At 58.8% G+C, this 23,234-nt stretch carries 15 protein-coding genes, 2 tRNA genes, 3 rRNA genes and 2 pseudogenes; 12 read left to right on the forward strand and 10 right to left on the reverse strand.

Features of this window, described 5'->3' with window-relative positions:
* The first annotated feature begins 26 nt into the window (after positions 1-26).
* The 6 genes and pseudogenes from ACRHIG_RS26115 to ppnP all read left to right on the forward strand — a co-directional run bounded on the left by ACRHIG_RS26115 (position 27) and on the right by ppnP (position 5,457).
* Positions 27-713, forward strand: coding sequence for a chemotaxis protein CheW (locus ACRHIG_RS26115; protein WP_475417733.1), 687 nt, complete (start codon positions 27-29; stop codon positions 711-713).
* Positions 710-2,032, forward strand: coding sequence for a chemotaxis protein CheA (locus ACRHIG_RS26120; protein WP_489628401.1), 1,323 nt, complete (start codon positions 710-712; stop codon positions 2,030-2,032). The genes ACRHIG_RS26115 and ACRHIG_RS26120 overlap by 4 nt, the downstream gene beginning before the upstream one ends.
* Positions 1,954-3,021: a chemotaxis protein CheW gene (locus tag ACRHIG_RS26125; protein WP_489628402.1), complete on the forward strand. Its 1,068-nt coding sequence runs from the start codon at positions 1,954-1,956 to the stop codon at positions 3,019-3,021. The genes ACRHIG_RS26120 and ACRHIG_RS26125 overlap by 79 nt, the downstream gene beginning before the upstream one ends.
* 10 nt (positions 3,022-3,031) lie before the next feature.
* Positions 3,032-4,083, forward strand: a pseudogene (gene cheB, locus ACRHIG_RS26130) (chemotaxis-specific protein-glutamate methyltransferase CheB).
* Between the two features lie 10 nt (positions 4,084-4,093).
* Positions 4,094-5,117 (forward strand): annotated as a pseudogene (locus ACRHIG_RS26135) (diguanylate cyclase).
* 25 nt (positions 5,118-5,142) lie between these two features.
* The gene (ppnP, locus tag ACRHIG_RS26140; RefSeq protein ID WP_489628403.1) at positions 5,143-5,457 is read left to right on the forward strand and encodes a pyrimidine/purine nucleoside phosphorylase; all 315 of its coding nucleotides are present in this window, start codon (positions 5,143-5,145) and stop codon (positions 5,455-5,457) included.
* 72 nt (positions 5,458-5,529) lie between these two features.
* Here the strand turns inward: ppnP and murB are convergent, their stop codons facing one another.
* The gene (murB, locus tag ACRHIG_RS26145) at positions 5,530-6,558 is read right to left on the reverse strand and encodes a UDP-N-acetylmuramate dehydrogenase (protein WP_489628404.1); all 1,029 of its coding nucleotides are present in this window, start codon (positions 6,556-6,558) and stop codon (positions 5,530-5,532) included.
* Between the two features lie 185 nt (positions 6,559-6,743).
* On the opposite strand from murB, the gene ACRHIG_RS26150 reads away from it, so the two are divergent.
* Both ACRHIG_RS26150 and ACRHIG_RS26155 read left to right on the forward strand, forming a co-directional pair.
* A complete protein-coding gene (locus ACRHIG_RS26150; RefSeq protein ID WP_034759416.1) occupies positions 6,744-7,229 on the forward strand; it encodes a YajQ family cyclic di-GMP-binding protein in 486 nt (161 codons plus the stop codon).
* A 184-nt stretch (positions 7,230-7,413) separates the two neighbouring features.
* Positions 7,414-8,679, forward strand: a complete 1,266-nt coding sequence (locus tag ACRHIG_RS26155) for a nitronate monooxygenase (protein WP_475417727.1) — start codon at positions 7,414-7,416, stop codon at positions 8,677-8,679.
* 53 nt (positions 8,680-8,732) lie between these two features.
* On the opposite strand, the gene ACRHIG_RS26160 is transcribed toward ACRHIG_RS26155, so the two are convergent.
* The 6 genes from ACRHIG_RS26160 to ACRHIG_RS26185 all read right to left on the reverse strand — a co-directional run bounded on the left by ACRHIG_RS26160 (position 8,733) and on the right by ACRHIG_RS26185 (position 15,359).
* Positions 8,733-10,031, reverse strand: a complete 1,299-nt coding sequence (locus ACRHIG_RS26160) for a leucine-rich repeat-containing protein kinase family protein (RefSeq protein ID WP_489630877.1) — start codon at positions 10,029-10,031, stop codon at positions 8,733-8,735.
* 110 nt (positions 10,032-10,141) lie between these two features.
* Positions 10,142-10,254 (reverse strand): 5S ribosomal RNA (rrf, locus tag ACRHIG_RS26165).
* A 144-nt stretch (positions 10,255-10,398) separates the two neighbouring features.
* Positions 10,399-13,274 (reverse strand): 23S ribosomal RNA (locus tag ACRHIG_RS26170).
* 237 nt (positions 13,275-13,511) lie between these two features.
* Positions 13,512-13,587 (reverse strand) — tRNA-Ala (locus ACRHIG_RS26175).
* 67 nt (positions 13,588-13,654) lie between these two features.
* A tRNA-Ile gene (locus ACRHIG_RS26180) sits at positions 13,655-13,731 on the reverse strand.
* Between the two features lie 98 nt (positions 13,732-13,829).
* A 16S ribosomal RNA gene (locus ACRHIG_RS26185) occupies positions 13,830-15,359 on the reverse strand.
* Together the 16S, 23S and 5S rRNA genes with 2 tRNA genes alongside form the textbook arrangement of a ribosomal RNA operon.
* Before the next feature lie 577 nt (positions 15,360-15,936).
* Between ACRHIG_RS26185 and ACRHIG_RS26190 the strand changes: the two genes are divergently transcribed.
* The 3 genes from ACRHIG_RS26190 to ACRHIG_RS26200 all read left to right on the forward strand — a co-directional run bounded on the left by ACRHIG_RS26190 (position 15,937) and on the right by ACRHIG_RS26200 (position 19,407).
* A complete protein-coding gene (locus tag ACRHIG_RS26190; RefSeq protein ID WP_489628405.1) occupies positions 15,937-17,229 on the forward strand; it encodes a sensor histidine kinase in 1,293 nt (430 codons plus the stop codon).
* A 63-nt stretch (positions 17,230-17,292) separates the two neighbouring features.
* Positions 17,293-18,051 (forward strand): LytR/AlgR family response regulator transcription factor, encoded by a 759-nt coding sequence (locus ACRHIG_RS26195; protein WP_034751497.1) that lies wholly within the window; start codon positions 17,293-17,295, stop codon positions 18,049-18,051.
* Positions 18,052-18,216: 165 nt separating this feature from the next.
* Entirely contained in the window at positions 18,217-19,407 is a 1,191-nt protein-coding gene (locus ACRHIG_RS26200) for a PAS domain-containing sensor histidine kinase (protein ID WP_489628406.1), read from the forward strand.
* A 44-nt stretch (positions 19,408-19,451) separates the two neighbouring features.
* On the opposite strand, the gene ACRHIG_RS26205 is transcribed toward ACRHIG_RS26200, so the two are convergent.
* The 3 genes from ACRHIG_RS26205 to ACRHIG_RS26215 all read right to left on the reverse strand — a co-directional run bounded on the left by ACRHIG_RS26205 (position 19,452) and on the right by ACRHIG_RS26215 (position 22,237).
* Positions 19,452-20,399: a porin gene (locus ACRHIG_RS26205; RefSeq protein ID WP_489628407.1), complete on the reverse strand. Its 948-nt coding sequence runs from the start codon at positions 20,397-20,399 to the stop codon at positions 19,452-19,454.
* A gap of 184 nt (positions 20,400-20,583) precedes the next feature.
* Complete coding sequence (locus tag ACRHIG_RS26210) at positions 20,584-21,234, reverse strand: class I SAM-dependent methyltransferase (protein WP_436499149.1); 651 nt, start codon at positions 21,232-21,234, stop codon at positions 20,584-20,586.
* Between the two features lie 61 nt (positions 21,235-21,295).
* Positions 21,296-22,237 (reverse strand): CysB family HTH-type transcriptional regulator, encoded by a 942-nt coding sequence (locus tag ACRHIG_RS26215; protein WP_086138738.1) that lies wholly within the window; start codon positions 22,235-22,237, stop codon positions 21,296-21,298.
* Between the two features lie 160 nt (positions 22,238-22,397).
* Here ACRHIG_RS26215 and ACRHIG_RS26220 point away from each other — a divergent pair, with 160 nt between their 5' ends.
* Positions 22,398-23,171 carry a sulfite exporter TauE/SafE family protein gene (locus ACRHIG_RS26220; protein ID WP_475415211.1) on the forward strand — a complete coding sequence of 258 codons (774 nt, stop codon included), beginning with the start codon at positions 22,398-22,400 and terminating at the stop codon, positions 23,169-23,171.
* Positions 23,172-23,234 lie beyond the last annotated feature (63 nt).

The following is a 23,234-nucleotide window of genomic DNA, read 5'->3' on the forward strand; positions in this document are numbered from 1 at the left end:
GCCAGGCGTCCAACTAAGGGGCACGCATGACAACCACCATCGCCAGCGAGACTCTGGAAACCATCGACGACTGCTGGAACCATATCGGCGTGGCCGGCGACCAGAGCTGCCCCAGACTGCCCGCCAACGTGCATTGCCGCAACTGCGACGTGTACGCGGGCGCCGCCCAGCGCAACCTGCAGCGGCCCGTGGACGCACACTACCAGCGCGACTGGGCCAGCCACTTCCGCCAGATCGATGCGGGCGGCGAAGTGCGCGACAGCTCGGCGCTGGTGTTTCGCATCGGCCGCGAATGGCTGGCGCTGCCCACGCGCGTGTTCGACGCCGTAGCGCCGCAAGCCAGGCCGCACGTGCTGCCGCACCGCGGCGGGCGCGGCCTGTCCGGCATCGTCAATATCGGCGGCAAGCTGTATCCATGCATGTCGCTGGCGCACCTGCTGGGCATCGACGAACAGGGCGCGCCGCCGGCCAAGGGCCGCCACACGTTCGCGCGCCTGCTGCTGCTGCGCTGGGAAGAACAGGCTTACGCCCTGCCCGTGGCCGACCTGCACGGCATCGTGCGCTATGCGTCGGGCGCCGTGCAGGCGCCGGCGGCCACCATCAACAAGGGCCTGTCGCGCTTTCTGTCCGGCGTCATCACCGAGGGCGACATGCGCATCGGCTGCCTCGACACGGCGCTGATCGGCTTTCAACTTGCGAGACTACTACGATGAGCCAGGACCAGCACGGCGACCTGAGTGCCTTTTCCATGCTGGACCTGTTCCGCATGGAGGCGGACAGCCAGACCCAGATTCTCACCGACGGCTTGCTTGCCATGGAGCGCCATGCGGGCGACGCGGCGGCCGTCGAGGCGATGATGCGCGCGGCGCACTCGATCAAGGGCGCCGCAGCCATCGTCGGCCTGCAAGTGGTGGTGCAGCTGGCGCACGGCATGGAAGACAGCTTTGTCGCCGCCCAGCATGGCCGATTGAAACTCACGCCGGAACGGGTCGACGTGCTGCTGTCGGGCGTCGACCTGATCGTGCAGCTGTCGCGCCTGGACGACGCAGGCGCCGAAGCGTGGCTGGCCGCCAACGCGGCGCAGATCGACCAGACCCTGAACGCCATCGCCGGCATCGCCGAGCTGCCCGAATTGCCGGCCCTGCCCTCGGCGCCGGCCCCCATGCCGGCGCCGGCAGCGGCACCCTTGTCGCAGGAAGCGGCCGCTCCGCAGCCTCCCGTGGCCAGCGGCCTGGCGGGCGAGGAGCCTGAGTCGGCGGCCGCGCCTGCGCCGCGTTCGGGTGCCGCACCGGCCAAGGCGGCGGCGCAAAACTTCGACAAACTGCTGTCGCTGGCCAGCGAATCGCGCATCAATGCGCACCAGATGCACCCGTTCGTCGGCGCCCTGCAGCGCTTCAAGCGCAACCAGAGCAGCCTGTTTTCCGCCATCGAGCACCTGCACGAAGCCATCGCCCGTTCGGCCGACCCGAGCCTGATGGAAAAGTCCTTGCTGGCGCTGCAAAAGACGCAACCGCTGAAGCAGTTCATGCTCGAGCACATCGCCGACATCGAAACCTATGAGCGGCGTCTGCTGGCCGTCTCGCAAGGTATGGTCGACGAAGTGCTGGCCCTGCGCATGCGCCCTTTCCGCGACGGCATCCACGCGTTTCCCCGCATGGTGCGCGACCTGGCGCGCAGCCTGGGCAAGGAAGTGCAGCTGGAAATCGAGGGCGAAGACACCCTGGTCGACCGCGACATCCTGGCGAAGATCGAAAGCCCGCTGAACCACATGCTGAGAAATGCCATCGACCATGGCATGGAAGGCCCGTACGAGCGCATCGACGCGGGCAAGGAAGCGCTGGGCACGATACGCATGGAAGCGCGCCACCGCGCCGGCATGCTGAGCATCGAGATCAGCGACGACGGGCGCGGCGTCGACCTGGAAAAATCCGCCAGTCCGTCATCGAGCGCAAGATGGCCAGCCCCGCCATGGCCGCCGCGCTGTCGCCGGGCGAGCTGCTGGAGTTTTTGTTCTTGCCCGCCTTCAGCCTGAAGGCGACGGCCAATCAATTGTCCGGACGCGGCGTGGGCCTCGACATCGTGCACGAGACGATACGCCAGCAAAACGGCACGGTGCGCCTGGAGTCGGAGCCGGGCCGCGGTTTCCGCGCCCTGATTACCCTGCCGCTGACGCAGTCGATCGTGCGCGCGCTGGTGGTCGACGTGCACGGCGAAGCCTACGCCATCCCCATCGTCAAGGTGGAAAGCGTGGTGCGCGTGCCGCAAGCGGCCATCCATACCCTGGAAAACAAGCAGTTCTTTGAACTCAAGGGCGAACATCTGGGCCTGGTGTCGGCGGCGCAGGTGCTGGAGCTGGGCGAAGCGGCCAGCCAGGCAGAGGACTTGCCGGTGGTGGTGATCGGCCGCGGCAAGCAAAGCTATGCACTGGTGGTCGACGCCATCCGCGGCGAGCAAAGCCTGGCGGTGCAGGCCATCGATCCGATCTTCGGCAAGATGCGCGACATTTCCGCCGCCGCCCTGCTCGACGACGGCGAACCGGTGCTGATCCTCGACGTGCCCGATCTGCTGCTGTCGATCGACAAGCTGCTGCACGAAGGCGGTCTGCACCAGCTGGCGCAGGCGGGCCACGCGCAGCAGCGCCGCGCCAAGCGCATCCTCGTCGTCGACGATTCGCTGACGGTGCGCGAGATGGAGCGCAAGCTGCTGCTGGCGCGCGGTTTCGAGGTCGACGTGGCCATCGACGGCATCGACGGCTGGAACGTGGTGCGCAGCGGCGAATACGACCTGGTGATCACCGACGTGGACATGCCGCGCATGGATGGCATCGAACTCGTTTCGCTGATCAAGAAGGACCTGCACCTGCACAAGCTGCCGGTGATGATCGTCTCGTACAAGGACCGTCCGGAAGACCGCGCGCGCGGCCTGTCCGCCGGCGCCGATTATTATCTGACCAAAGGCAGCTTCCACGACGAGACCTTGCTCGACGCGGTGGCCGACCTGATAGGAGATGCCCGCTTATGAGCTGTCATTCATGAAAATTGCCATTGCCAACGATGTCGCCATGGCCGCCGAGGCCCTGCGCCGGGTGGTCGCCAGTACGCAGGAACACCAGGTACTGTGGATCGCCCGCACGGGACTCGAGGCCGTGCGCATGTGCGAGGGCAACCGCCCCGACCTGATCCTGATGGACCTGAACATGCCGGAGATGGATGGCGTGGAAGCGACGCGCCTGATCATGGAGCAAAGTCCGTGCGCCATCCTGGTCGTCACGGGCCGCCCGCAGGACAATGTCAACCAGGTCTTCCGCGCGCTGGGCGCGGGCGCGCTCGACGTCACGGCCACGCCGGTGCTGCAGGGGAAGTGGGCGGCGACAGCGAACTGCTGGCCAAGATCAAGACCATCGGCAAGCTGATACGCCACAGCGCCGAGGCACCGCCGCCGCGCCCGGCGAACGGCAATGGCGGCGAACGGGGCGACGGCCAAGTATCGACCCTGGTGGCCATCGGCGCCTCGACGGGCGGGCCGTCAGCGGTAGCCAAGGTGCTGTCCGGCTGGACGGCGCCGCCCGGCTGCGCCATCGTGGTGGTGCAGCATATCGATGAAACCTTCGCCTCGCACTTCGCCAAATGGCTGGACGACCAGCTCAGCATGCCCGTGCGCGTGATCGCCGAAGGCGACGAACTGGTGTCCGGCACGGTGCTGATCGCCAAGACCAATGATCACCTGCTGCTAGATCAAAATTATCGTTTGGGTTACGATGCAGCACCGCGCGACTATGTATACCGCCCGTCCGTCGATGTCTTCTTCAACTGCGTGGCGCAGCACTGGCGCGGCGACGCCATCGGCGTTTTGCTCACAGGCATGGGGCGCGACGGCGGCGATGGCTTGCTGGCCATGCGCCGCGCAGGCAAGACGACGATCGCGCAAGACCAGGCCAGCAGCGCCGTGTACGGCATGCCGCGCGCGGCGGCTGAACTCGATGCGGCGCAGCAAATCCTGCCATTGGATAGAATAGGCGCCAGCCTGCGCGGCCGCCTGGGCGCCAAACTCAACAATGGGTGGGAGCCCTCCCCTAACATCTGAAAAGAATGCAATGCCAGAATTCTCCTCCAGCTTCACCCAGCATGAGCCCGCATTGACCGAATTCAAGGTCAGCGTGCTGCTGGTGGACGACCAGTTGATCATTGCCGAGGCAGTCCGGCGCATGCTCAGCGACCAGCAGGATATCGAATTTCATTATGTGACCGACGCCACGCAGGCGCTGGACACGGCGCTGCGTTTGCAACCGACCGTCATCCTGCAAGACCTGGTGATGCCGGGCATCGACGGCTTCGCCCTGATCCAGCTGTACCGCGAAAACCAGGCGCTCGCGCACGTGCCGGTGATCGTGATGTCGGCCAAGGACGACCCGAAACTGAAGGCCCACAGCTTTGCCGTCGGCGCCAACGATTATGTGGTGAAACTGCCGGACCGCCTGGAGCTGCTGGCGCGCATACGCTACCATTCCAACGCGCACATCAGCCGCCTGCAGCGCGACCAGGCTTTTCGTTTCCTGCGCGAAAGCCAAAAGAACTTGGCGGACGCGAACATTGAATTGCAGAAACTGGCCGCCCTCGATGGCTTGACGGGCATCGCCAACCGCCGCCGCTTCGATGAAACCTTGCATTTCGAATGGCAGCGGGGCCAGCGCGACAAGGCGCCGCTGAGTCTGCTGTTCTGCGATATCGACCATTTTAAAAGCTATAACGACCATTTCGGCCACCTGGCGGGCGACCTGTGCCTGAAAAAGTTGCCGCGGTGCTCACGGAACATTTGAAACGCCCGGCCGACCTGGCCGCCCGCTACGGGGAGAGGAATTCGCCCTGATCCTGCCGGAAACGGAAGCGGCCGGCGCACTGCTGATCGCCGAAGCATGCCGGCGCCATCTGGAAGGCTTGCAGATCGAAAACCCGGCGGCAGGCACGGGCATCGTCACCATCTCGATCGGCGTGGCCACCGTCGTGCCTTCGCCGGACTCGACGGTCGAGCAACTGATCAACCGCGCCGACCAGGCCCTGTACGCGGCCAAGCGCGGCGGACGCAACAGCGTGCTGAGCGCCGATGACGTCCGGGACTGATTTTTAACAGCAAGGAAAGTGAAGCATGAGCACACAACTGGACAATGTCAGCGTCGTCAAGAAGTCGAATATCTACTTTGACGGCAAATGCGTCTCGCACAACGTCATCCTGGCCGATGGCACGAAGAAAAGCGTGGGCGTGATTTTCGCGTCATCGCTACGCTTCAACACGGGCGCCCCGGAGACCATGGAAATCGTCAGCGGCCTGTGCAAGGTGCGCCTGGCCGACGCGACGGAGTGGAACAGCTATGGCGCGGGCACGGAATTCAAAATCCCGGGCAATAGCTATTTTGATATCGAGACCATCGACACCGTCGATTACGTCTGCCACTTTGGCTGATCCGCGCAGAGAAAACGTCCATGGCTGCGCTGCGCTGCCCTGAACATTTTTCAAGCGTGGATTTAATCAAGATCAAACAAACACAGGCTCGGGCGACAGGCGCACGCCATATTTCGCCTCGACATCATCCTGTATCGCTTCCGCAAGCCGGGTAATGTCCGCGCCACGAGCGCCGCCATTATTCACCAGAACCAGCGCCTGCTTGGGATACACTCCCGCGGGCCCCAGGTTCTTCCCCTTCCAGCCGCACTGATCTATCAACCAGCCGGCCGCCAGCTTTTCCGTGCCATCGGGCTGCGCATGATGCACCAAGGTGGGAAAGCGTTCCAGCAAGGCAAGACATTGCTCCCGTGACACCACGGGATTCTTGAAGAAGCTGCCCGCATTGCCGATCACGGCCGGGTCCGGCAATTTTCGCCGACGGATCGCCATCACCGTTTCAGCCACCTGTTGTGCTGTCGGTTCGGCAAGATTGCGCTCGGCCACGGCCTGCGCCAGTTCCGCATAGCGCAAGTTCGGCCGCCACTCGGCGGGCAAGGCAAACGTCACTTCCAGCACGATCAGCTCGCGGCCTTCCGCCTGCTTGAAGATGCTGTCGCGGTAAGCGAAGCGGCAGGCGTCGCGGTCCATGTCGAAGACGATGCCGCTGGCGCTGTGCATGACGCTCACCTTATGCAGATAATCCTTGATTTCAACGCCGTACGCGCCAATATTCTGGATAGGCGCCGCGCCCACCGTGCCGGGAATCAATGACAGGTTTTCCAGCCCGCCCACGCCTTGCGCCAGGGTCCACTGCACAAAATCGTGCCAGTTTTCGCCGGCCGCGGCCGTGACGAGTATCGTCTCGAAGTCCGCCTGCGCCAGGCGCATGCCGCGCGTGGCCATGTGCAGCACGGCGCCGGGAAAGTCGCCCGTAAGCACGATGTTGCTGCCGCCGCCCAGTATCAGGCGCGGCATGGCGGACAGGGCCGGATCCTGCAGCGCGGCCTGCAGCTGGGCCTGCGAAGTAATGCGTACGTAAGCGGCCGCATGGGCCGCGATGCCGAAGGTATTCAGGCGCTGGAGGTTGTAATTGTGTTCGATGGTGAGCTCTGGATGCATGGGATAGGGAAATTTTGCTCGATTATAGAGCGAAAGCGACAAAAAACCACCTCAGGACAAGGGCGACTTGCCCGTTGTCCGTTAAAATGTCGCATCTTTAACAGGGCCGTCCCATGGTGCAGAATCAGCCGCCAAGGCCCAGCGCGCCGAGCGTGCGCTCGCTTTAACAAGAAAAGGAACAGACCATGCCGTCATTTGATGTAGTCTCCGAAGCCGATATGATCGAAGTCAAGAATGCCGTCGAGCAATCCAACAAGGAAATCACGACCCGCTTCGACTTCAAGGGCAGCGACGCCCGCGTCGAACACAAGGAAAACGAATTGACCGCATTTGCGGACTCGGAATTCCAGCTCAGCCAGGTACGCGACGTGCTGACGAACAAATTGACCAAACGCAAGGTCGATGTGCGCTTCCTCGACGAAGGCGACATCAAGAAGATCGGCGGCGACAAGGTCAAGCAGATCATCAAGATCAAGAATGGCATCGAATCGGATGATGCCAAGAAAATCGTGCGCGTCATCAAGGACAGCAAGATGAAAGTGCAAGCGAGCATCCAGGGCGAAGCCGTGCGCGTCACGGGCGCCAAGCGCGACGACCTGCAGGCGGCCATGGCCATGCTGCGCAAGGACGTGCCCGACATGCCGCTGGAATTTAACAACTTCCGCGATTAATTTCAATGATGCGCACGCTCCGGCCTGCGTTCGCGCGGCATGGCGGCAAGCTCTGCCTCAGAGCGCCTGCCCGCTTGGGGTAGAATTGAAGCTGCGCACAGCTACATGCGCCCGCACGCCCGACCGGCTGCGGGCTTGACCGTACATCTGGCTCAGTGATAACCACGGTAGTCTAAGGATAGCAATGAAACGTGTTGATGATTTCCGCCTGCGATTTGGCAAAAAAGAATATGTGCCCATCATGATAGGCGGAATGGGTGTGGATATTTCCACGTCGGAGCTGGCCCTGGAAGCGGCCCGGCTGAACGGTATTGGGCATATCTCCGATGCCATGGTGGAAGACGTGTCGGATCGCCGTTTCGACACCACCTTCGTCAAAGACAAGACGAAACTGTACAAATTCAACATCAATAACAGCGACAAGGCCGTGGTCCAGTTCGATCTGGGCCGCCTGGCGGAAGCGCAGCGCCTGCACATCGGCCGCACCATGGAAGCGAAAAAGGGCGATGGCTTGATCTTCGTCAATTGCATGGAAAAGCTGACCATGAACGGCCCCCGCGAAACCTTGCGCGTGCGCCTGAATGCGGCGCTGGACGCGGGCATCGACGGCATCACCCTGTCCGCCGGTCTGCACTTCGGCTCGTTCGCCCTGATGGCCGACCATCCACGTTTCCGTGACGCCAAGCTGGGCATCATCGTCTCGTCCGTGCGCGCCTTGCAGATTTTCCTGCGCAAGAACGCCAAGCTGGACCGTTTGCCCGACTTCATCATCGTCGAAGGACCATTGGCAGGCGGCCACCTGGGTTTCGGCATGGACTGGGCCAATTACGACCTGCACACGATCACGGCGGAACTGCTGGCCTACCTGAAGGCGGAACAGCTGGACATCCCGCTGATCGCCGCCGGCGGCATCTTCACGGGCAGCGACGCCGTCTCCTTCCTGGAAGCGGGCGCGGCCGGCGTGCAAGTGGCGACGCGCTTTACCGTCACCAAGGAATGCGGCTTGCCGAACAAGGTCAAGCAGGAATATTACAAGGCCTCGGAAGAAGACATCATCGTCAACGGCGTCTCGCCGACCGGCTACCCGATGCGCATGCTGAAGAACACGCCCGCCATCGGCGCCGGCATCCGTCCAGGCTGTGAATCGTATGGCTACCTGCTCGATGCGACGGGCAACTGCGCGTACATCAACTCGTACAACCGCGAAGTGGCTGCCCATCCGGAACAGAAAACCGTCGTCGTGATGGACAAGACTTGCCTGTGCACCCACATGCGCAACTTCAACTGCTGGACTTGCGGCCATTACACGTATCGCCTGAAGGACACGACGCATAAACTGGACAACGGCGAATACCAGATCCTGACGGCCGAACACGTCTTCAAGGATTACCAGTTCAGTGTCGACAACCAGATCGCCCTGCCGGAAAAAGAAATCCAGCTACCTGGCTGAAGATTGCCAGCCTGAAATGAAAATGGCGCAGCCTGCGAAGGCTGCGCCATTTTTTATGCCTGGCGTATTGCCAGCAGTTGCCCTTCCATCTCGGCAAACAATGGCCGCCGCGATATTTCTTGCTGCAGGCACGCCTCCTGCAAGGCCTGCATGGCCGGCAAGGGCGTCGCACAATGCGCAACCAGCTCGCCCAGCAGCACGCCAAAGGCCCGCGCCTCTATACCCTGCAGCAACTCCCCTTGCGGTGAGCCTGGTACAAACATGGACGCCGCGCCAAAGTCGCCCAGCAGGCAGGCGCCGGCGTCCGCATGCAGGATGTTGTGTGCATACAAGTCGCCATGCACGATCCCGTGCGCATGCAGCTGGCGCACGGCCGAGGCAATGCCGTGGGCAATGGCCAAGGCTTGCGGTGCATCAAAGCGCACGCCCTCGGCATACACGTCACGCGTGCATGATGACAGGCTGGGCGGCCCGGCGAGGTTGCGGTAGGCAACGTCGATCAGCGGCATGACGAGTCCCAGCGCCCCTTGCGGATGCGCATCGAGCGTCCCGAGGATGGGAATCAGGCCCGGATGGGCGCCGGCCCCGACACAAGCCGCCATTTCGCTGCGCGGCAAGCCGTCGCTGGTCATCGCCCCCTTGAACACTTTGACGGCAACATCCTCAACACCATCGAGGCGGGCGCGGTAAATCACGCCCGACGCGCCCTCGCCCAGCTGTTGCGCCAGTTCCAGGCGCTGCCACGCCACGCCCGCAGCCTCCGTAGCGGCCAGGGCCGCCAGTTCCGGCGCCTCCGTGCAGGGATTGCCCGCATACGCGAGCCAGCCCAGACGCGGCAAGGCCAGCAGGCAGTCGGGCAGCGCCGTGAAGCGGTTGGCGGCGATGCGCACCAGTTCCAGCCGGCGGCAATTGGCCAAGCTGGCGGGCAAGTGGCTCAGGCAATTTCCCGCCAACATGAGTTTCTGTAGTTGTCCGCACTTGCCCAGTTCATCCGGCAGGCACTCGATGGCGTTATCGGTCAGGGTCAGCCAGCGCAACTTGGGTGGCAAGGCGGTGGCGGGTACGTGGCGAATCCGGTTCGCCTTGAAACCGATCATTTCCAGCGCAGGACAAGCACCGAGCACGGCCGGCAAGGTGGTGAACAGGTTATCGGAGCAAAAAATGATGCGCAGCTTGTGCAGGCGCGGCAGCTCGTCGGGCAGCGAAGACAGCGCGTTGCCGGACAAGTCGAGGATTTCCAGGCTGTCGGCCAGCTCGAAGATTTCGCGGGGGAATGCCGTCAAGCCGCACGACAGCTTCAGGCGGCGCACGCCGGCCAGTTGGCCAGCACGTAATTGCTCCAGTGTATGCACAGCAGACAAGATATCCCTTTCAAAAACCCGGCAATCGCTGGCCTAGATAAAAGCCGCGGACGTAAAAAAACCCCCACCGGATCACCGATGGGGGTTTTTTCGAATAACAAGCCTGACGATAACCTACTTTCACACTGGTTGCAGCACTATCATCGGCGCAAAGTTGTTTCACGGTCCTGTTCGGGATGGGAAGGGGTGGGACCAACTTGCTATGGTCATCAGGCATAACTTGTACCGGCATTTGTCCTCAGTGGAGCGACAAAGCCATGAATCTGGAAGAAGCGGATTATTTAGAATTTTGGGTAATGATTGCGATCAACAACTTCGCAACATGTACTTTCTTATCCTCTGTACCTGCTAAGGTTATAGGGACAAGCCGTACGGGCAATTAGTACTGGTTAGCTTAATGCATTACTGCACTTCCACACCCAGCCTATCAACGTCCTGGTCTCGAACGACCCTTCAAAGAGCTCAAGGCTCTGGGAAATCTCATCTCAAGGCAAGTTTCCCGCTTAGATGCTTTCAGCGGTTATCTCTTCCGAACTTAGCTACCCGGCAATGCCACTGGCGTGACAACCGGTACACCAGAGGTTCGTCCACTCCGGTCCTCTCGTACTAGGAGCAGCCCCCTTCAAATTTCCAACGCCCACGGCAGATAGGGACCAAACTGTCTCACGACGTTTTAAACCCAGCTCACGTACCACTTTAAATGGCGAACAGCCATACCCTTGGGACCGGCTACAGCCCCAGGATGTGATGAGCCGACATCGAGGTGCCAAACTCCCCCGTCGATATGAACTCTTGGGAGGAATCAGCCTGTTATCCCCAGAGTACCTTTTATCCGTTGAGCGATGGCCCTTCCATACAGAACCACCGGATCACTATGTCCTACTTTCGTACCTGCTCGACTTGTCAGTCTCGCAGTTAAGCACGCTTATGCCATTGCACTATCAACACGATGTCCGACCGTATCTAGCGTACCTTCGAACTCCTCCGTTACACTTTAGGAGGAGACCGCCCCAGTCAAACTGCCTACCATGCACTGTCCCCGATCCGGATAACGGACCAAGGTTAGAACCTCAAACAAACCAGGGTGGTATTTCAAGGTTGGCTCCACGAGAACTAGCGTCCCCGCTTCAAAGCCTCCCACCTATCCTACACAGATTGGTTCAAAGTCCAATGCAAAGCTACAGTAAAGGTTCATGGGGTCTTTCCGTCTAGCCGCGGGTAGATTGCATCATCACAAACATTTCAACTTCGCTGAGTCTCGGGAGGAGACAGTGTGGCCATCGTTACGCCATTCGTGCAGGTCGGAACTTACCCGACAAGGAATTTCGCTACCTTAGGACCGTTATAGTTACGGCCGCCGTTTACTGGGACTTCAATCAAGAGCTTGCACCCCATCATTTAATCTTCCAGCACCGGGCAGGCGTCACACCCTATACGTCCACTTTCGTGTTTGCAGAGTGCTGTGTTTTTATTAAACAGTCGCAGCCACCAGTTTATTGCAACCCTTTCACCCTCATGGAGTAAACCAATCAAGCTACCGGGGCGTACCTTTTCCCGAAGTTACGGTACCAATTTGCCGAGTTCCTTCTCCCGAGTTCTCTCAAGCGCCTTAGAATACTCATCTCGCCCACCTGTGTCGGTTTGCGGTACGGTCTCGTATGACTGAAGCTTAGAGGCTTTTCTTGGAACCACTTCCGATTGCTTCGTGAACAAGTTCACTCGTCCCATCCCCTTGAATTCCGCGCCCGGATTTGCCTAAGCGCCTTCTATGAGACAGAAACTGACTATTCCAACAGTCAGACAACCTTCCGCGATCCGTCCCCCCATCGCATCATACGACGGTGCAGGAATATTAACCTGCTTCCCATCAGCTACGCATCTCTGCCTCGCCTTAGGGGCCGACTCACCCTGCTCCGATGAACGTTGAACAGGAAACCTTGGGCTTACGGCGTGGAGGCTTTTCACCCCCATTATCGCTACTCATGTCAGCATTCGCACTTCTGATACCTCCAGCATCCTTTACAAGACACCTTCGCAGGCTTACAGAACGCTCTCCTACCATATCCAATAAAGGATATCCGCAGCTTCGGTGACTGGCTTAGCCCCGTTACATCTTCCGCGCAGGACGACTCGATCAGTGAGCTATTACGCTTTCTTTAAATGATGGCTGCTTCTAAGCCAACATCCTGACTGTTTTAGCCTTCCCACTTCGTTTTCCACTTAGCCAATCTTTGGGACCTTAGCTGGCGGTCTGGGTTGTTTCCCTCTTGACGCCGGACGTTAGCACCCGACGTCTGTCTCCCAAGCTCGCACTCATCGGTATTCGGAGTTTGCAATGGTTTGGTAAGTCGCAATGACCCCCTAGCCATAACAGTGCTCTACCCCCGATGGTGATACTTGAGGCACTACCTAAATAGTTTTCGGAGAGAACCAGCTATTTCCAAGTTTGTTTAGCCTTTCACCCCTACCCACAGCTCATCCCCTAATTTTTCAACATTAGTGGGTTCGGACCTCCAGGGCGTGTTACCGCACCTTCATCCTGGCCATGAGTAGATCACTTGGTTTCGGGTCTACACCCAGCGACTGATCGCCCTATTCGGACTCGATTTCTCTACGGCTTCCCTATCTGGTTAACCTTGCCACTGAATGTAAGTCGCTGACCCATTATACAAAAGGTACGCAGTCACGGAACAAGTCCGCTCCTACTGTTTGTATGCACACGGTTTCAGGATCTATTTCACTCCCCTTCCGGGGTTCTTTTCGCCTTTCCCTCACGGTACTGGTTCACTATCGGTCGATTACGAGTATTTAGCCTTGGAGGATGGTCCCCCCATATTCAGACAGGATGTCACGTGTCCCGCCCTACTTGTCGTACGCTTAGTACCACCGGTCCGATTTCACATACGGGGCTATCACCCACTATGGCTCCCATTTCCAGGGGATTCTGTTATCGGTCCGACTATCACGTACAGGCTCTTCCCATTTCGCTCGCCGCTACTTTGGGAATCTCGGTTGATTTCTTTTCCTGCAGCTACTTAGATGTTTCAGTTCGCCGCGTTCGCCTTGCATACCTATGTATTCAGTATGCAATACCCTAAAAGGGTGGGTTGCCCCATTCGGAAATCTGCGGATCAAAGTGTGTTTGCTCACTCCCCGCAGCTTATCGCAAGCTACTACGTCCTTCATCGCCTGTAATCGCCAAGGCATCCACCATGTGCACTTATTCGCTTGTCCCTATAACGTTAGCCTCTGATCACTAGGTAATCAAAGAGCGCTACAGGGATAAGAAAGTACAACGTTGTTGCTTGTTTGTTGATACATACAATCATTACCCATCGATTCGCTTGTTACGGCAAACCGATCAATAAATAATCTTTACTTCTTCCAGATTGTTAAAGAACGAAACAGCTTTGATCGCTAAAAGATCAAACCTAAACCTGACTGGCTTACGTTTGCACTTTCGGTAAAACGTGGTGGAGGATGACGGGATCGAACCGACGACCCCCTGCTTGCAAAGCAGGTGCTCTCCCAGCTGAGCTAATCCCCCTGTGGGTATTACATACTGGTAGGTCTGGCTGGACTAGTGTCCACCTTACCCCCGGGTTTGTTTTTACTGGTAGGGCTGGTTGGACTCGAACCAACGACCCCCGCGTTATCAACACGGTGCTCTAACCAGCTGAGCTACAGCCCCAACGCGGTGCTACTACGACTACTGTTTCTTCTTAATTAAACAGCCGATAAGTGTGAACATTTGATGCGTGAATCATTACTGATTCGTGCAAACTCTAGAAAGGAGGTGATCCAGCCGCACCTTCCGATACGGCTACCTTGTTACGACTTCACCCCAGTCACGAATCCTACCGTGGTAAGCGCCCTCCTTACGGTTAAGCTACCTACTTCTGGTAAAACCCGCTCCCATGGTGTGACGGGCGGTGTGTACAAGACCCGGGAACGTATTCACCGCGACATGCTGATCCGCGATTACTAGCGATTCCAACTTCATGCAGTCGAGTTGCAGACTACAATCCGGACTACGATACACTTTCTGCGATTAGCTCCCCCTCGCGGGTTGGCGGCGCTCTGTATGTACCATTGTATGACGTGTGAAGCCCTACCCATAAGGGCCATGAGGACTTGACGTCATCCCCACCTTCCTCCGGTTTGTCACCGGCAGTCTCATTAGAGTGCCCTTTCGTAGCAACTAATGACAAGGGTTGCGCTCGTTGCGGGACTTAACCCAACATCTCACGACACGAGCTGACGACAGCCATGCAGCACCTGTGTACTGGTTCTCTTTCGAGCACTCCCTGATCTCTCAAGGATTCCAGCCATGTCAAGGGTAGGTAAGGTTTTTCGCGTTGCATCGAATTAATCCACATCATCCACCGCTTGTGCGGGTCCCCGTCAATTCCTTTGAGTTTTAATCTTGCGACCGTACTCCCCAGGCGGTCTACTTCACGCGTTAGCTGCGTTACCAAGTCAATTAAGACCCGACAACTAGTAGACATCGTTTAGGGCGTGGACTACCAGGGTATCTAATCCTGTTTGCTCCCCACGCTTTCGTGCATGAGCGTCAATCTTGACCCAGGGGGCTGCCTTCGCCATCGGTGTTCCTCCACATATCTACGCATTTCACTGCTACACGTGGAATTCTACCCCCTCTGCCAGATTCTAGCCTTGCAGTCTCCAATGCAATTCCCAGGTTGAGCCCGGGGATTTCACATCAGACTTACAAAACCGCCTGCGCACGCTTTACGCCCAGTAATTCCGATTAACGCTTGCACCCTACGTATTACCGCGGCTGCTGGCACGTAGTTAGCCGGTGCTTATTCTTCAGGTACCGTCATTAGCAAGGGATATTAGCCCTCACCGTTTCTTCCCTGACAAAAGAGCTTTACAACCCGAAGGCCTTCTTCACTCACGCGGCATTGCTGGATCAGGCTTTCGCCCATTGTCCAAAATTCCCCACTGCTGCCTCCCGTAGGAGTCTGGACCGTGTCTCAGTTCCAGTGTGGCTGGTCGTCCTCTCAGACCAGCTACTGATCGATGCCTTGGTAGGCTTTTACCCTACCAACTAGCTAATCAGATATCGGCCGCTCCACGAGCATGAGGTCTTGCGATCCCCCACTTTCATCCGTAGATCGTATGCGGTATTAGCGTAACTTTCGCTACGTTATCCCCCACTCCAGGGTACGTTCCGATATATTACTCACCCGTTCGCCACTCGCCACCAGAGCAAGCTCCGTGCTGCCGTTCGACTTGCATGTGTAAGGCATGCCGCCAGCGTTCAATCTGAGCCAGGATCAAACTCTTCAGTTTAATCTCTGTTACTTTGCCCTTTTACAGGCACCGTCATTGCTGACGGGTCGCTCACTTCAAAAACAACTGACAGGCCACTTCTTACGAAGCGTCCTATTTCATTTATTTATTCGTGAACATTTGATATTTTAAGTTTTACACTGCTTGCGCAGCGCTGCACTTACATCAAATGCCCACACTTATCGACTGTTAATTGTTAAAGAACGGTATTCGGTGCTACTTTCGCGCTATCGACAAAGCGTTGTGTTTGTCAGCTGCGAAGAAGGAAGAGTATGAAGCATTTCACTACATCCGTCAACTCCTTCTTTTTCTCACCGTACTCAGCATTTGCATGCGTCGTTCAGCGAGGGGGCGAATTATAGCCCTGCCCCGCGCGGCCCGCAAGCGCTATTTTCCCGCCCTCGCCGCCCAGCAAGCATAGTCTTCACTTCAAGCGCCTTTTTGTGCAGCCTGTCGCAATCGGCTGGCGTAGTTCGTGGTCTTTAGGCACAGTGGCAACATCAGACTCTGACGCTACTCAACAAGGGGTTAAACTTGCCTGCTGCGTCGATTAACTCTTGTACTTGAAAGTGCCCCCATGCTTCCGATTTCCAGCCTGCCCCAATTGTTGAAAACCATCCTCGCTTGGTTGCAACGGGCATTCGACGCGACGACGACCTGGGTTACTCAGTTGTCTTGGTGGAAATTCTTCCTGTTCGCTGCACTGGCTCTGATTGCCGGTTCCATTTTGCAAGATGAGCTGTTCTCGTCCAGCCCGGACGAAGAAGTGGTCATCAAGTCGCATAAACGCAGCAGCAAGAGCTCGGGGGAAACCAATATCCTGATCGACGATACGGGCATCCATTTCAATCCCCGCAACGGCAAGAACCGGCGCAGCAGCACGGCCGAGGCGGCCAGCGATCCAGCCGATGCCGCCGAGGCGGATGCAAAAGCCAGTGCCGTGCCGCCGGAACCGCCGCAACCACCAGCCGCCCCTGCCAAGCCCAACTATCCGGTGACCACCAATGCTTCGGGGGAAGAAGTCCATATTGAATTACCGCCACAAATCGGCGAAGAGTTGTCGAATGCCATCGAAGAAGCCGTCGATGATGCGGCGGAGCAAAAGGTGTCGCGCTATCACCAGCAAGCCTCGACCTGGTTCAAGAGCTTTGTCTCCCTGCTGGTATTGGCCCTGTTCGCCATGAAGGCCCTGGTCGGCGGCAAGAAACGCGCCGAAGCGGAAACCGTCACGGCCAACGAAGCGGCCGAGCGCGAATCCATGCAGCGCCAGCTCAGCGAAGCGAAGATGCAGATGATGCAGGCGCAAGTCGAGCCGCACTTCCTGTTCAATACGCTTGCCTCCGTCGAACACCTGATCCAGGTTGACCCGCCGCGCGCGGCCAAGATGCAGCGCAGCCTGATCCAGTATCTGCGCGCCGTGCTGCCGCAAATGCGCGACAACGCCCTGATTACCAACCTGGGCCGTGAAGCGGACATGGTGCAAGCGTACTTGAACCTGCTCAAAATGCGCATGGAAGAACGCCTGACCGTCGATTTCCAGATTCCCGACGGCCTGCGCAGCGCCGCCTTCCCGCCCATGATGCTGCAATCAATGGTGGAAAATGCCATCAAGCACGGTCTGGAAGTCAAACCGGAAGGCGGCACCCTGCGCATCGTGGCCGAAGTGGCGCACAGCAAGCTGCGCGTGACGGTCACCGACGACGGCCTCGGCTTTGGCGTGGTACCCAGCGATGGCACGGGACTGGGTTTGCCCACCATCCGCGAACGCCTGAAGCTGCTGCATGGCGACCAGGGCAGCCTGACCATTACGCCAAATCAACCGTCCGGCGTGTGTGCGGTGATCGAAGTGCCATATCAATTGTCCAAATAAGACAGTTGATAAAAACGCTAAATCATTGAATAATCAATCTTCGCCTGTTCACACTTGAGACCTATGCCTACCGCTATTATTGCCGACGACGAAAGACTGATGCGCGACCAGCTGCGCCTGCGCCTGGGCCAGGCCTGGCCTGAACTGGAAATCATCGGCGAAGCCAAGAATGGCGACGAAGCGATCGAACTGGTGGAACAACTCAAGCCGGACTTTGCCTTCCTCGATATCCGCATGCCGGGCAAGACGGGCATGGAAGCGGCGCAAGTAATAGGCAGCAAGACGCATATCGTCTTCGTCACGGCCTATGATAGCCATGCCGTCGAAGCCTTCGAGCGGGGCGCCGTCGACTACGTGCTCAAACCGCCCGAGCATGAGCGCTTGCTGGTGACGGTAGAGCGCCTGAAAACACACTTGAACAAGCCGGCCCTGGACGTCAACAGCAGCGTCACGGCCATGCTGTCGCAACTGGCGGAGAAAATCACGGCCAAGCCCACTTACTTGCAATGGATACAGGCCAGCATCGGCCAGGACTTGCGCATGATCCCCGTGGAAGAGATTTTGTTCTTCCGTTCTGACGAGAAATACACGTGCGTACAGACGGCCAAGTATGAAGCGCTGATCCGCAAGCCCGTACGCGACCTTGCCGAAGAGCTCGATCCTTCGCTGTTCTGGCAAATCCACCGCGCCACCCTGGTCAACGTGAATGCCATCGAAGGCGTGACGCGCGACATCCGCGGCCGCCACCTGGTACTCATCAAAGGCAAATCCGACAAGCTCGAAGTCAGCCGCAGCTTCCTGCATCTGTTCAAGCAAATGTAAATCGCTCGCCGCCGCCCGGCCCAGGCCGGTGCGGCGCCTTGATCTCTTCCTTTCCCCTTCCTGCGCCACATCAAGCCGCGCCGCGCCAGCAGGCATAGGCTAGATAAAGTCCAACCTCCCAGCACCGTCTTGCCTGCCTTCGTACACGTTCGCAAGGAGAACCCCATGCCCGACCGAGGCAGTCCCGCACTGCTGCGCATCTTGCCGCTGGGTATGGCGGCGGCGCTTTTGCTGTGCTTGTTTCCCCCACTGAAAGCCCGCCGGCAACAGCAGGCACGCGGCCAGGCCATCATCGACAGCGCCAGCGACGCCATCATCAGCATCGACAGCCGGCAAATCATCCTGCATGCGAACGCGGCGGCGGCCAGATTGTTCGACGACACGCCGGCCGGCATGCGCGGCATGCGCCTGGGCCACTACATCCTGCGCGACTTGCGTACCCTGGGTGGCCTGGGCAAGCACGATGGCGAGCCGCCGTTTGGCGACATCAGCCAGGAACTGCGCCTGACGGGCCGGCGCGCCACCGACTACACCTTGACGGGACGGCGCAGCGATGGAGTCATGTTTCCCCTCGAAGGATCGCTCTCGGCCATGCAGGAAGATGGCCATAGCGTATTTACCATCATCGTGCGCGACATTACGGCGCGTCAGCAGATGCATGAACAGCTGGCCCGCTCCTTTTCGCAACTGCGTGAATTGTCGAGCGCGCTGCAAACCATCCGCGAAGAAGAACGCAAGCATATCGCGCGCGAACTGCATGATGACCTGGGGCAATTGCTTGCCACCTTGCGCGTCGACCTGACCCTGGTGCGCCAGCACACGGACACCACCGCGCCCCTGCAAGCCTTGCTGCACAGCATGGACGGTTTGCTGGTGACGGCCATCACCTCGCTGCGGCGCATCGCCAGCAACCTGCGCCCGCGCGCGCTCGATGAAGGGGGATTGTATTTTGCACTGCAAAAACTGCGCCACGACTTCCTGCTGCGCCGCGCCATCCATTTCGATTTGCTGGCCGACGAGGCCGACCTCGTGCTCGACGATGCGCGCAGCACGGCCATCTACCGCATCGTGCAGGAAGCGCTGACGAATATCGCGCGCCATGCCGAGGCCAGCCACATCACCATCGCCCTGCACCGCATCGATTCCTCGCTGGCGATCACCATCCAGGATGACGGCCGCGGCATTGCCGAACACGACATGGAAAAAGCCACGGCACTGGGCTTGCTGGGCATGCGCGAACGGGTGTGGGGCTTGAACGGCAGCATCCATATCGGTGCCGATAGCGAGCTGGGCGGCACACGCATCGACATCTCGCTGCCCATGCAGGCAGAAGCGGCAACCGCGGCGATGCAATAAAAAGGCGCCCGCAGGCGCCTTTGCTTCGTCACATCGAACGATGCTTAGAATTTGTGTGCCAGACCAATCTGGTACGAGGTCAGCGACTTGACGCGCTCGCGGCCAGCGTAAGCGTACACGTCGGTGCGCTTCGACAGGTGATAGTCATAGCCGACGCCGAATTCCTTGATGGTGTCCTGATCCTTGAACTTGTTGTTGCTCTGTTCTTGCTTGCCATACGACACTTTGGCATCGCCGCCGCCCACCGTGTAGTTCAGGCCGACCAGGTAGGACTTGAATTCGCCAGTCGTGGCAACCTTGGTGTCGCCTTTCGAGTAGGCGGCCGTGATCTTGGCTGGGCCGAATTTATAGCCGCCACCGATGGACCACAGGTCAGCCTTGGCTGCCGTAGCCGTTGCCTGCACGGCTTTCTCGTAGCCGGCGTGCAGGCTGATCGGACCATTGTCGTAGGTTGCCAGGCCGATCACGCCGGCGTCAGCGCTGTTGACTTCGCTCAGCACATATTGCAGGCTGCCCACGAAACCGTCAAAGCTTGGGCTGTTGTAGGTCACGGCATTGTTGACGCGCGACGTGCCGACACCCGAACGCAGCAGGGTTTCATTGTTCTTGCCGACCACGCCGTAGGTGTTGAATGGGTCGACGCGGGCGATGGTGCCATCGACCAGGTTCTTGGTGCGGCCCAGGATGGCGGTACCGAAAGCGCCTTTCAAGCCCACGTAGGCTTGACGGTCGAACAGCACGCCTTTTTGCGCGCCGGTGTCGGCCAGGAATTCACTTTCCAGGTTGAAAATTGCGGACAGGCCGCCACCCAGATCTTCCGTACCCTTGAAACCGAGGCGCGATGCATTGTTTTCGCGTTGTACCGTCGGCTGGCCAGTGGTCTTGGCGATACCGAGGTCAACCAGACCATAGACGGTGACGTTCGATTGTGCTTGCGCCGTAGCTGCTGCGAAGGTGCCGACGATCAATGCTGCCAGAGTAATTTTTTTCACTTGAGAATCTCTACATTAGGTTGGACAAGATGAGCTGCTGCTGAGCTGCTGAACCGAATCATGCCCACGAAATACTTCAACAATATGACATCGACAAGATGTTGTTTTTTGGAACAACATCTTGTCAGATAAAAACAACAGACGAAAAAACCGCCCGCAGGCGGTTTGTCTTGCCGTGCCGGCCTTATTTCAGACGGCAGCTCAGCAGCCAGTAGTATTCCAGGCGCTTCATGCGGATTTCGCGGGCCGAGTGGGCAAACTTCTTGCGCAGATGGCTATCCGACGGGAAATTCTTCAGCACTTCATAGCGCTCGCCCCCATCCGTCGTGCGGAACTGGTGGGTATTGCCCTCCAGGTCGGTGCGCGCGATGACCGTGCTGCTGCCATCGACATAGGAATTGTCGATCAGCACCAGCAGGATGTCCTTGCCCAGCTTGCTGCGCAATTGCTTCAGGTATTTGTCCTGGTCTTCGCGCTTGACGTGCGACCACCAGAAGCCCGCGAACACGGCCGTGAACTTGCCCAGCATGTCATCGGGCAAGTTGAAAGCGTCGAGCTTGGCAAAGGTGACGTTGTCGGGCAAGCCGCGCTTTTGGGCCAGCGCCAGCATTTCATCGTTGATATCGGTGGCCAGCACGGACTCGGCCGACTCGGCGACCACTTCCGTCCAGTAGCCGGTACCGCAGGCCAGTTCCAGCACGGTGTGGCCTTCCAGCACGTCGGCGACCTTGTCGCGCAACACTTCCAGGTCTTCCTGGCGTTCGGGCTTGTCATAGACGCGCTCGTACTGCTGCGCGATGGTGGCGTAATATTTGGCAAGCTGATCGGTAATCATTGTTTCTTCTCTTCTTAAATAATCTTGGCCAGGCACCTCGCCCGGCCGACTTCCTGCATTGTTATAGTTCGTAGTGCTCTTTATCACCGCTCATCGCCTGCTCGATGAGCTTGCGGTTCAAGGTCGGCGTCAGCAACTCGATAAAGGTATAGATATAGCTGCGCAAATACGCGCCCTGCTTGACGGCCACGCGCGACACATTCATGCCGAACAGGTGGCCGACAGGGATGGCGCGCAAGCCTTTGTCGCGCTCGGCATCGAAGGCCATACCCGCTATGATACCAATCCCCATGCCCAACTCGACATAAGTCTTGATCACGTCGGCGTCTATGGCTTCCAGCAAGATGTCCGGCTTCAGGCCGCGCAGCACGAAAGCATGGTCGATCTTGTTGCGTCCGGCAAACGCGCTGTCATAGGTAATCAGGGGGAAGGCGGCGATTTCTTCCAGGGTCACGGACTTCGATTTGAGCAGCGGATGATCGAGGGGCACCACCACCACATGCTCCCATTGATAGCATGGCAAGGTAATTAAACCATCGATGGCGGCGATCGATTCCGTGGCGATGGCGAGATCCGCCTGGTCGCGCTGCACCATCTCGGCGATCTGGCGCGGATTTCCTTGCAGTAAAGACAATCTGACCTTGGGGAACTTCAGCATGAACGCTTGCACCACCTTGGGCAAGGTGTAGCGCGCCTGCGTATGCGTGGTGGCAATGGTGAAGCTGCCGCTGTCCTGCGCCGCGAATTCCTTGCCGATGCGCTTCATGCTGTCGATTTCCTGCATGATCAGCTCGACCGACTCCAGCACCAGACGGCCGGGCTCCGTCAGGCCGCGGATGCGCTTGCCGTGGCGCGTAAAAATATCCACGCCCAGCTCTTCCTCCAGCTCGATGATGGCTTTCGATACGCCCGGTTGCGACGTAAACAAGGCCTTGGCGGCGTCCGTCAGGTTATAGTTCTGCCGGACCGCTTCGCGCACGAAGCGCAGTTGATGGAGATTCATTGCTGGTTTGCCCTAGATTGCCGTGATTTGCCGAGTTTCCGCCCTACCCATGATTTTGCATGCATGCATATACGCATATCGCATATAAGCAAATGCGTACTTAGTAGTTTGGATTAAACACTAAGTTTATTACTATTGCGGGTACTTTGGGGGTGCAAGCATGACTTTGTCTTATATAGTCTCAGGATTTGCCGTAGGATTACTGGTAGGAATGACCGGCGTGGGCGGCGGTTCGCTGATGACGCCGCTGTTAACCCTGCTGTTTGGCGTACCGCCTTCCGTGGCGGTGGGCACCGACCTGGCGTTCGCCTCGATCACCAAGAGCGCCGGCACGCTGACGCACCGCCTGCGCGGCACCATCCGCTGGGATATCGTCAAGCGCCTGTGCATCGGCGCCCTGCCCGCCGCCGTCGTCGCGACCCTGGCGCTGAAATCGTTCGGCACCCTGTCGCCGCAAATCGGCCAGATCATCCGTTACTCGATCGCCGGCTCCGTGCTGCTGACCGTCGTGGCGCTCATTTTCAAGGGCCGCATGCTGGCTTGGATTAATGCCCACCCTGAGAAACAATTGCAAGGCAACAAGCTTGCCGCTGCGACCATCATCGCCGGCGCCGTGCTGGGCGTGCTGGTGACGGTGTCGTCAATCGGCGCCGGCGCCATCGGCGCAACCTTGCTGGTGATGCTGTATCCACGCATGAGCTCGGCTGAAGTGGCGGGCACCGACATCGCCTACGCCGTGCCCCTGACGGCCATCGCCGCACTGGGCCACTGGTGGCTCGGCTCCATCCACTGGGAATTGCTGGCTTCCTTGCTGGTCGGCTCCCTGCCCGGCATCACGCTCGGTTCCTGGGTCGCCCGCTCCGTGCCGGAAAAGTTTTTAAGAGTACTGCTGGCGATGACCTTGACCGGCGTGGCAGTAAAGCTAATCTATTAATGACCGACCATGTGACAAGAGCAGTATCAAGAACATCATCCCAGGCAGTCTTCCAGCACCCCG

The organism is Janthinobacterium sp. C22, from assembly GCF_057919405.1.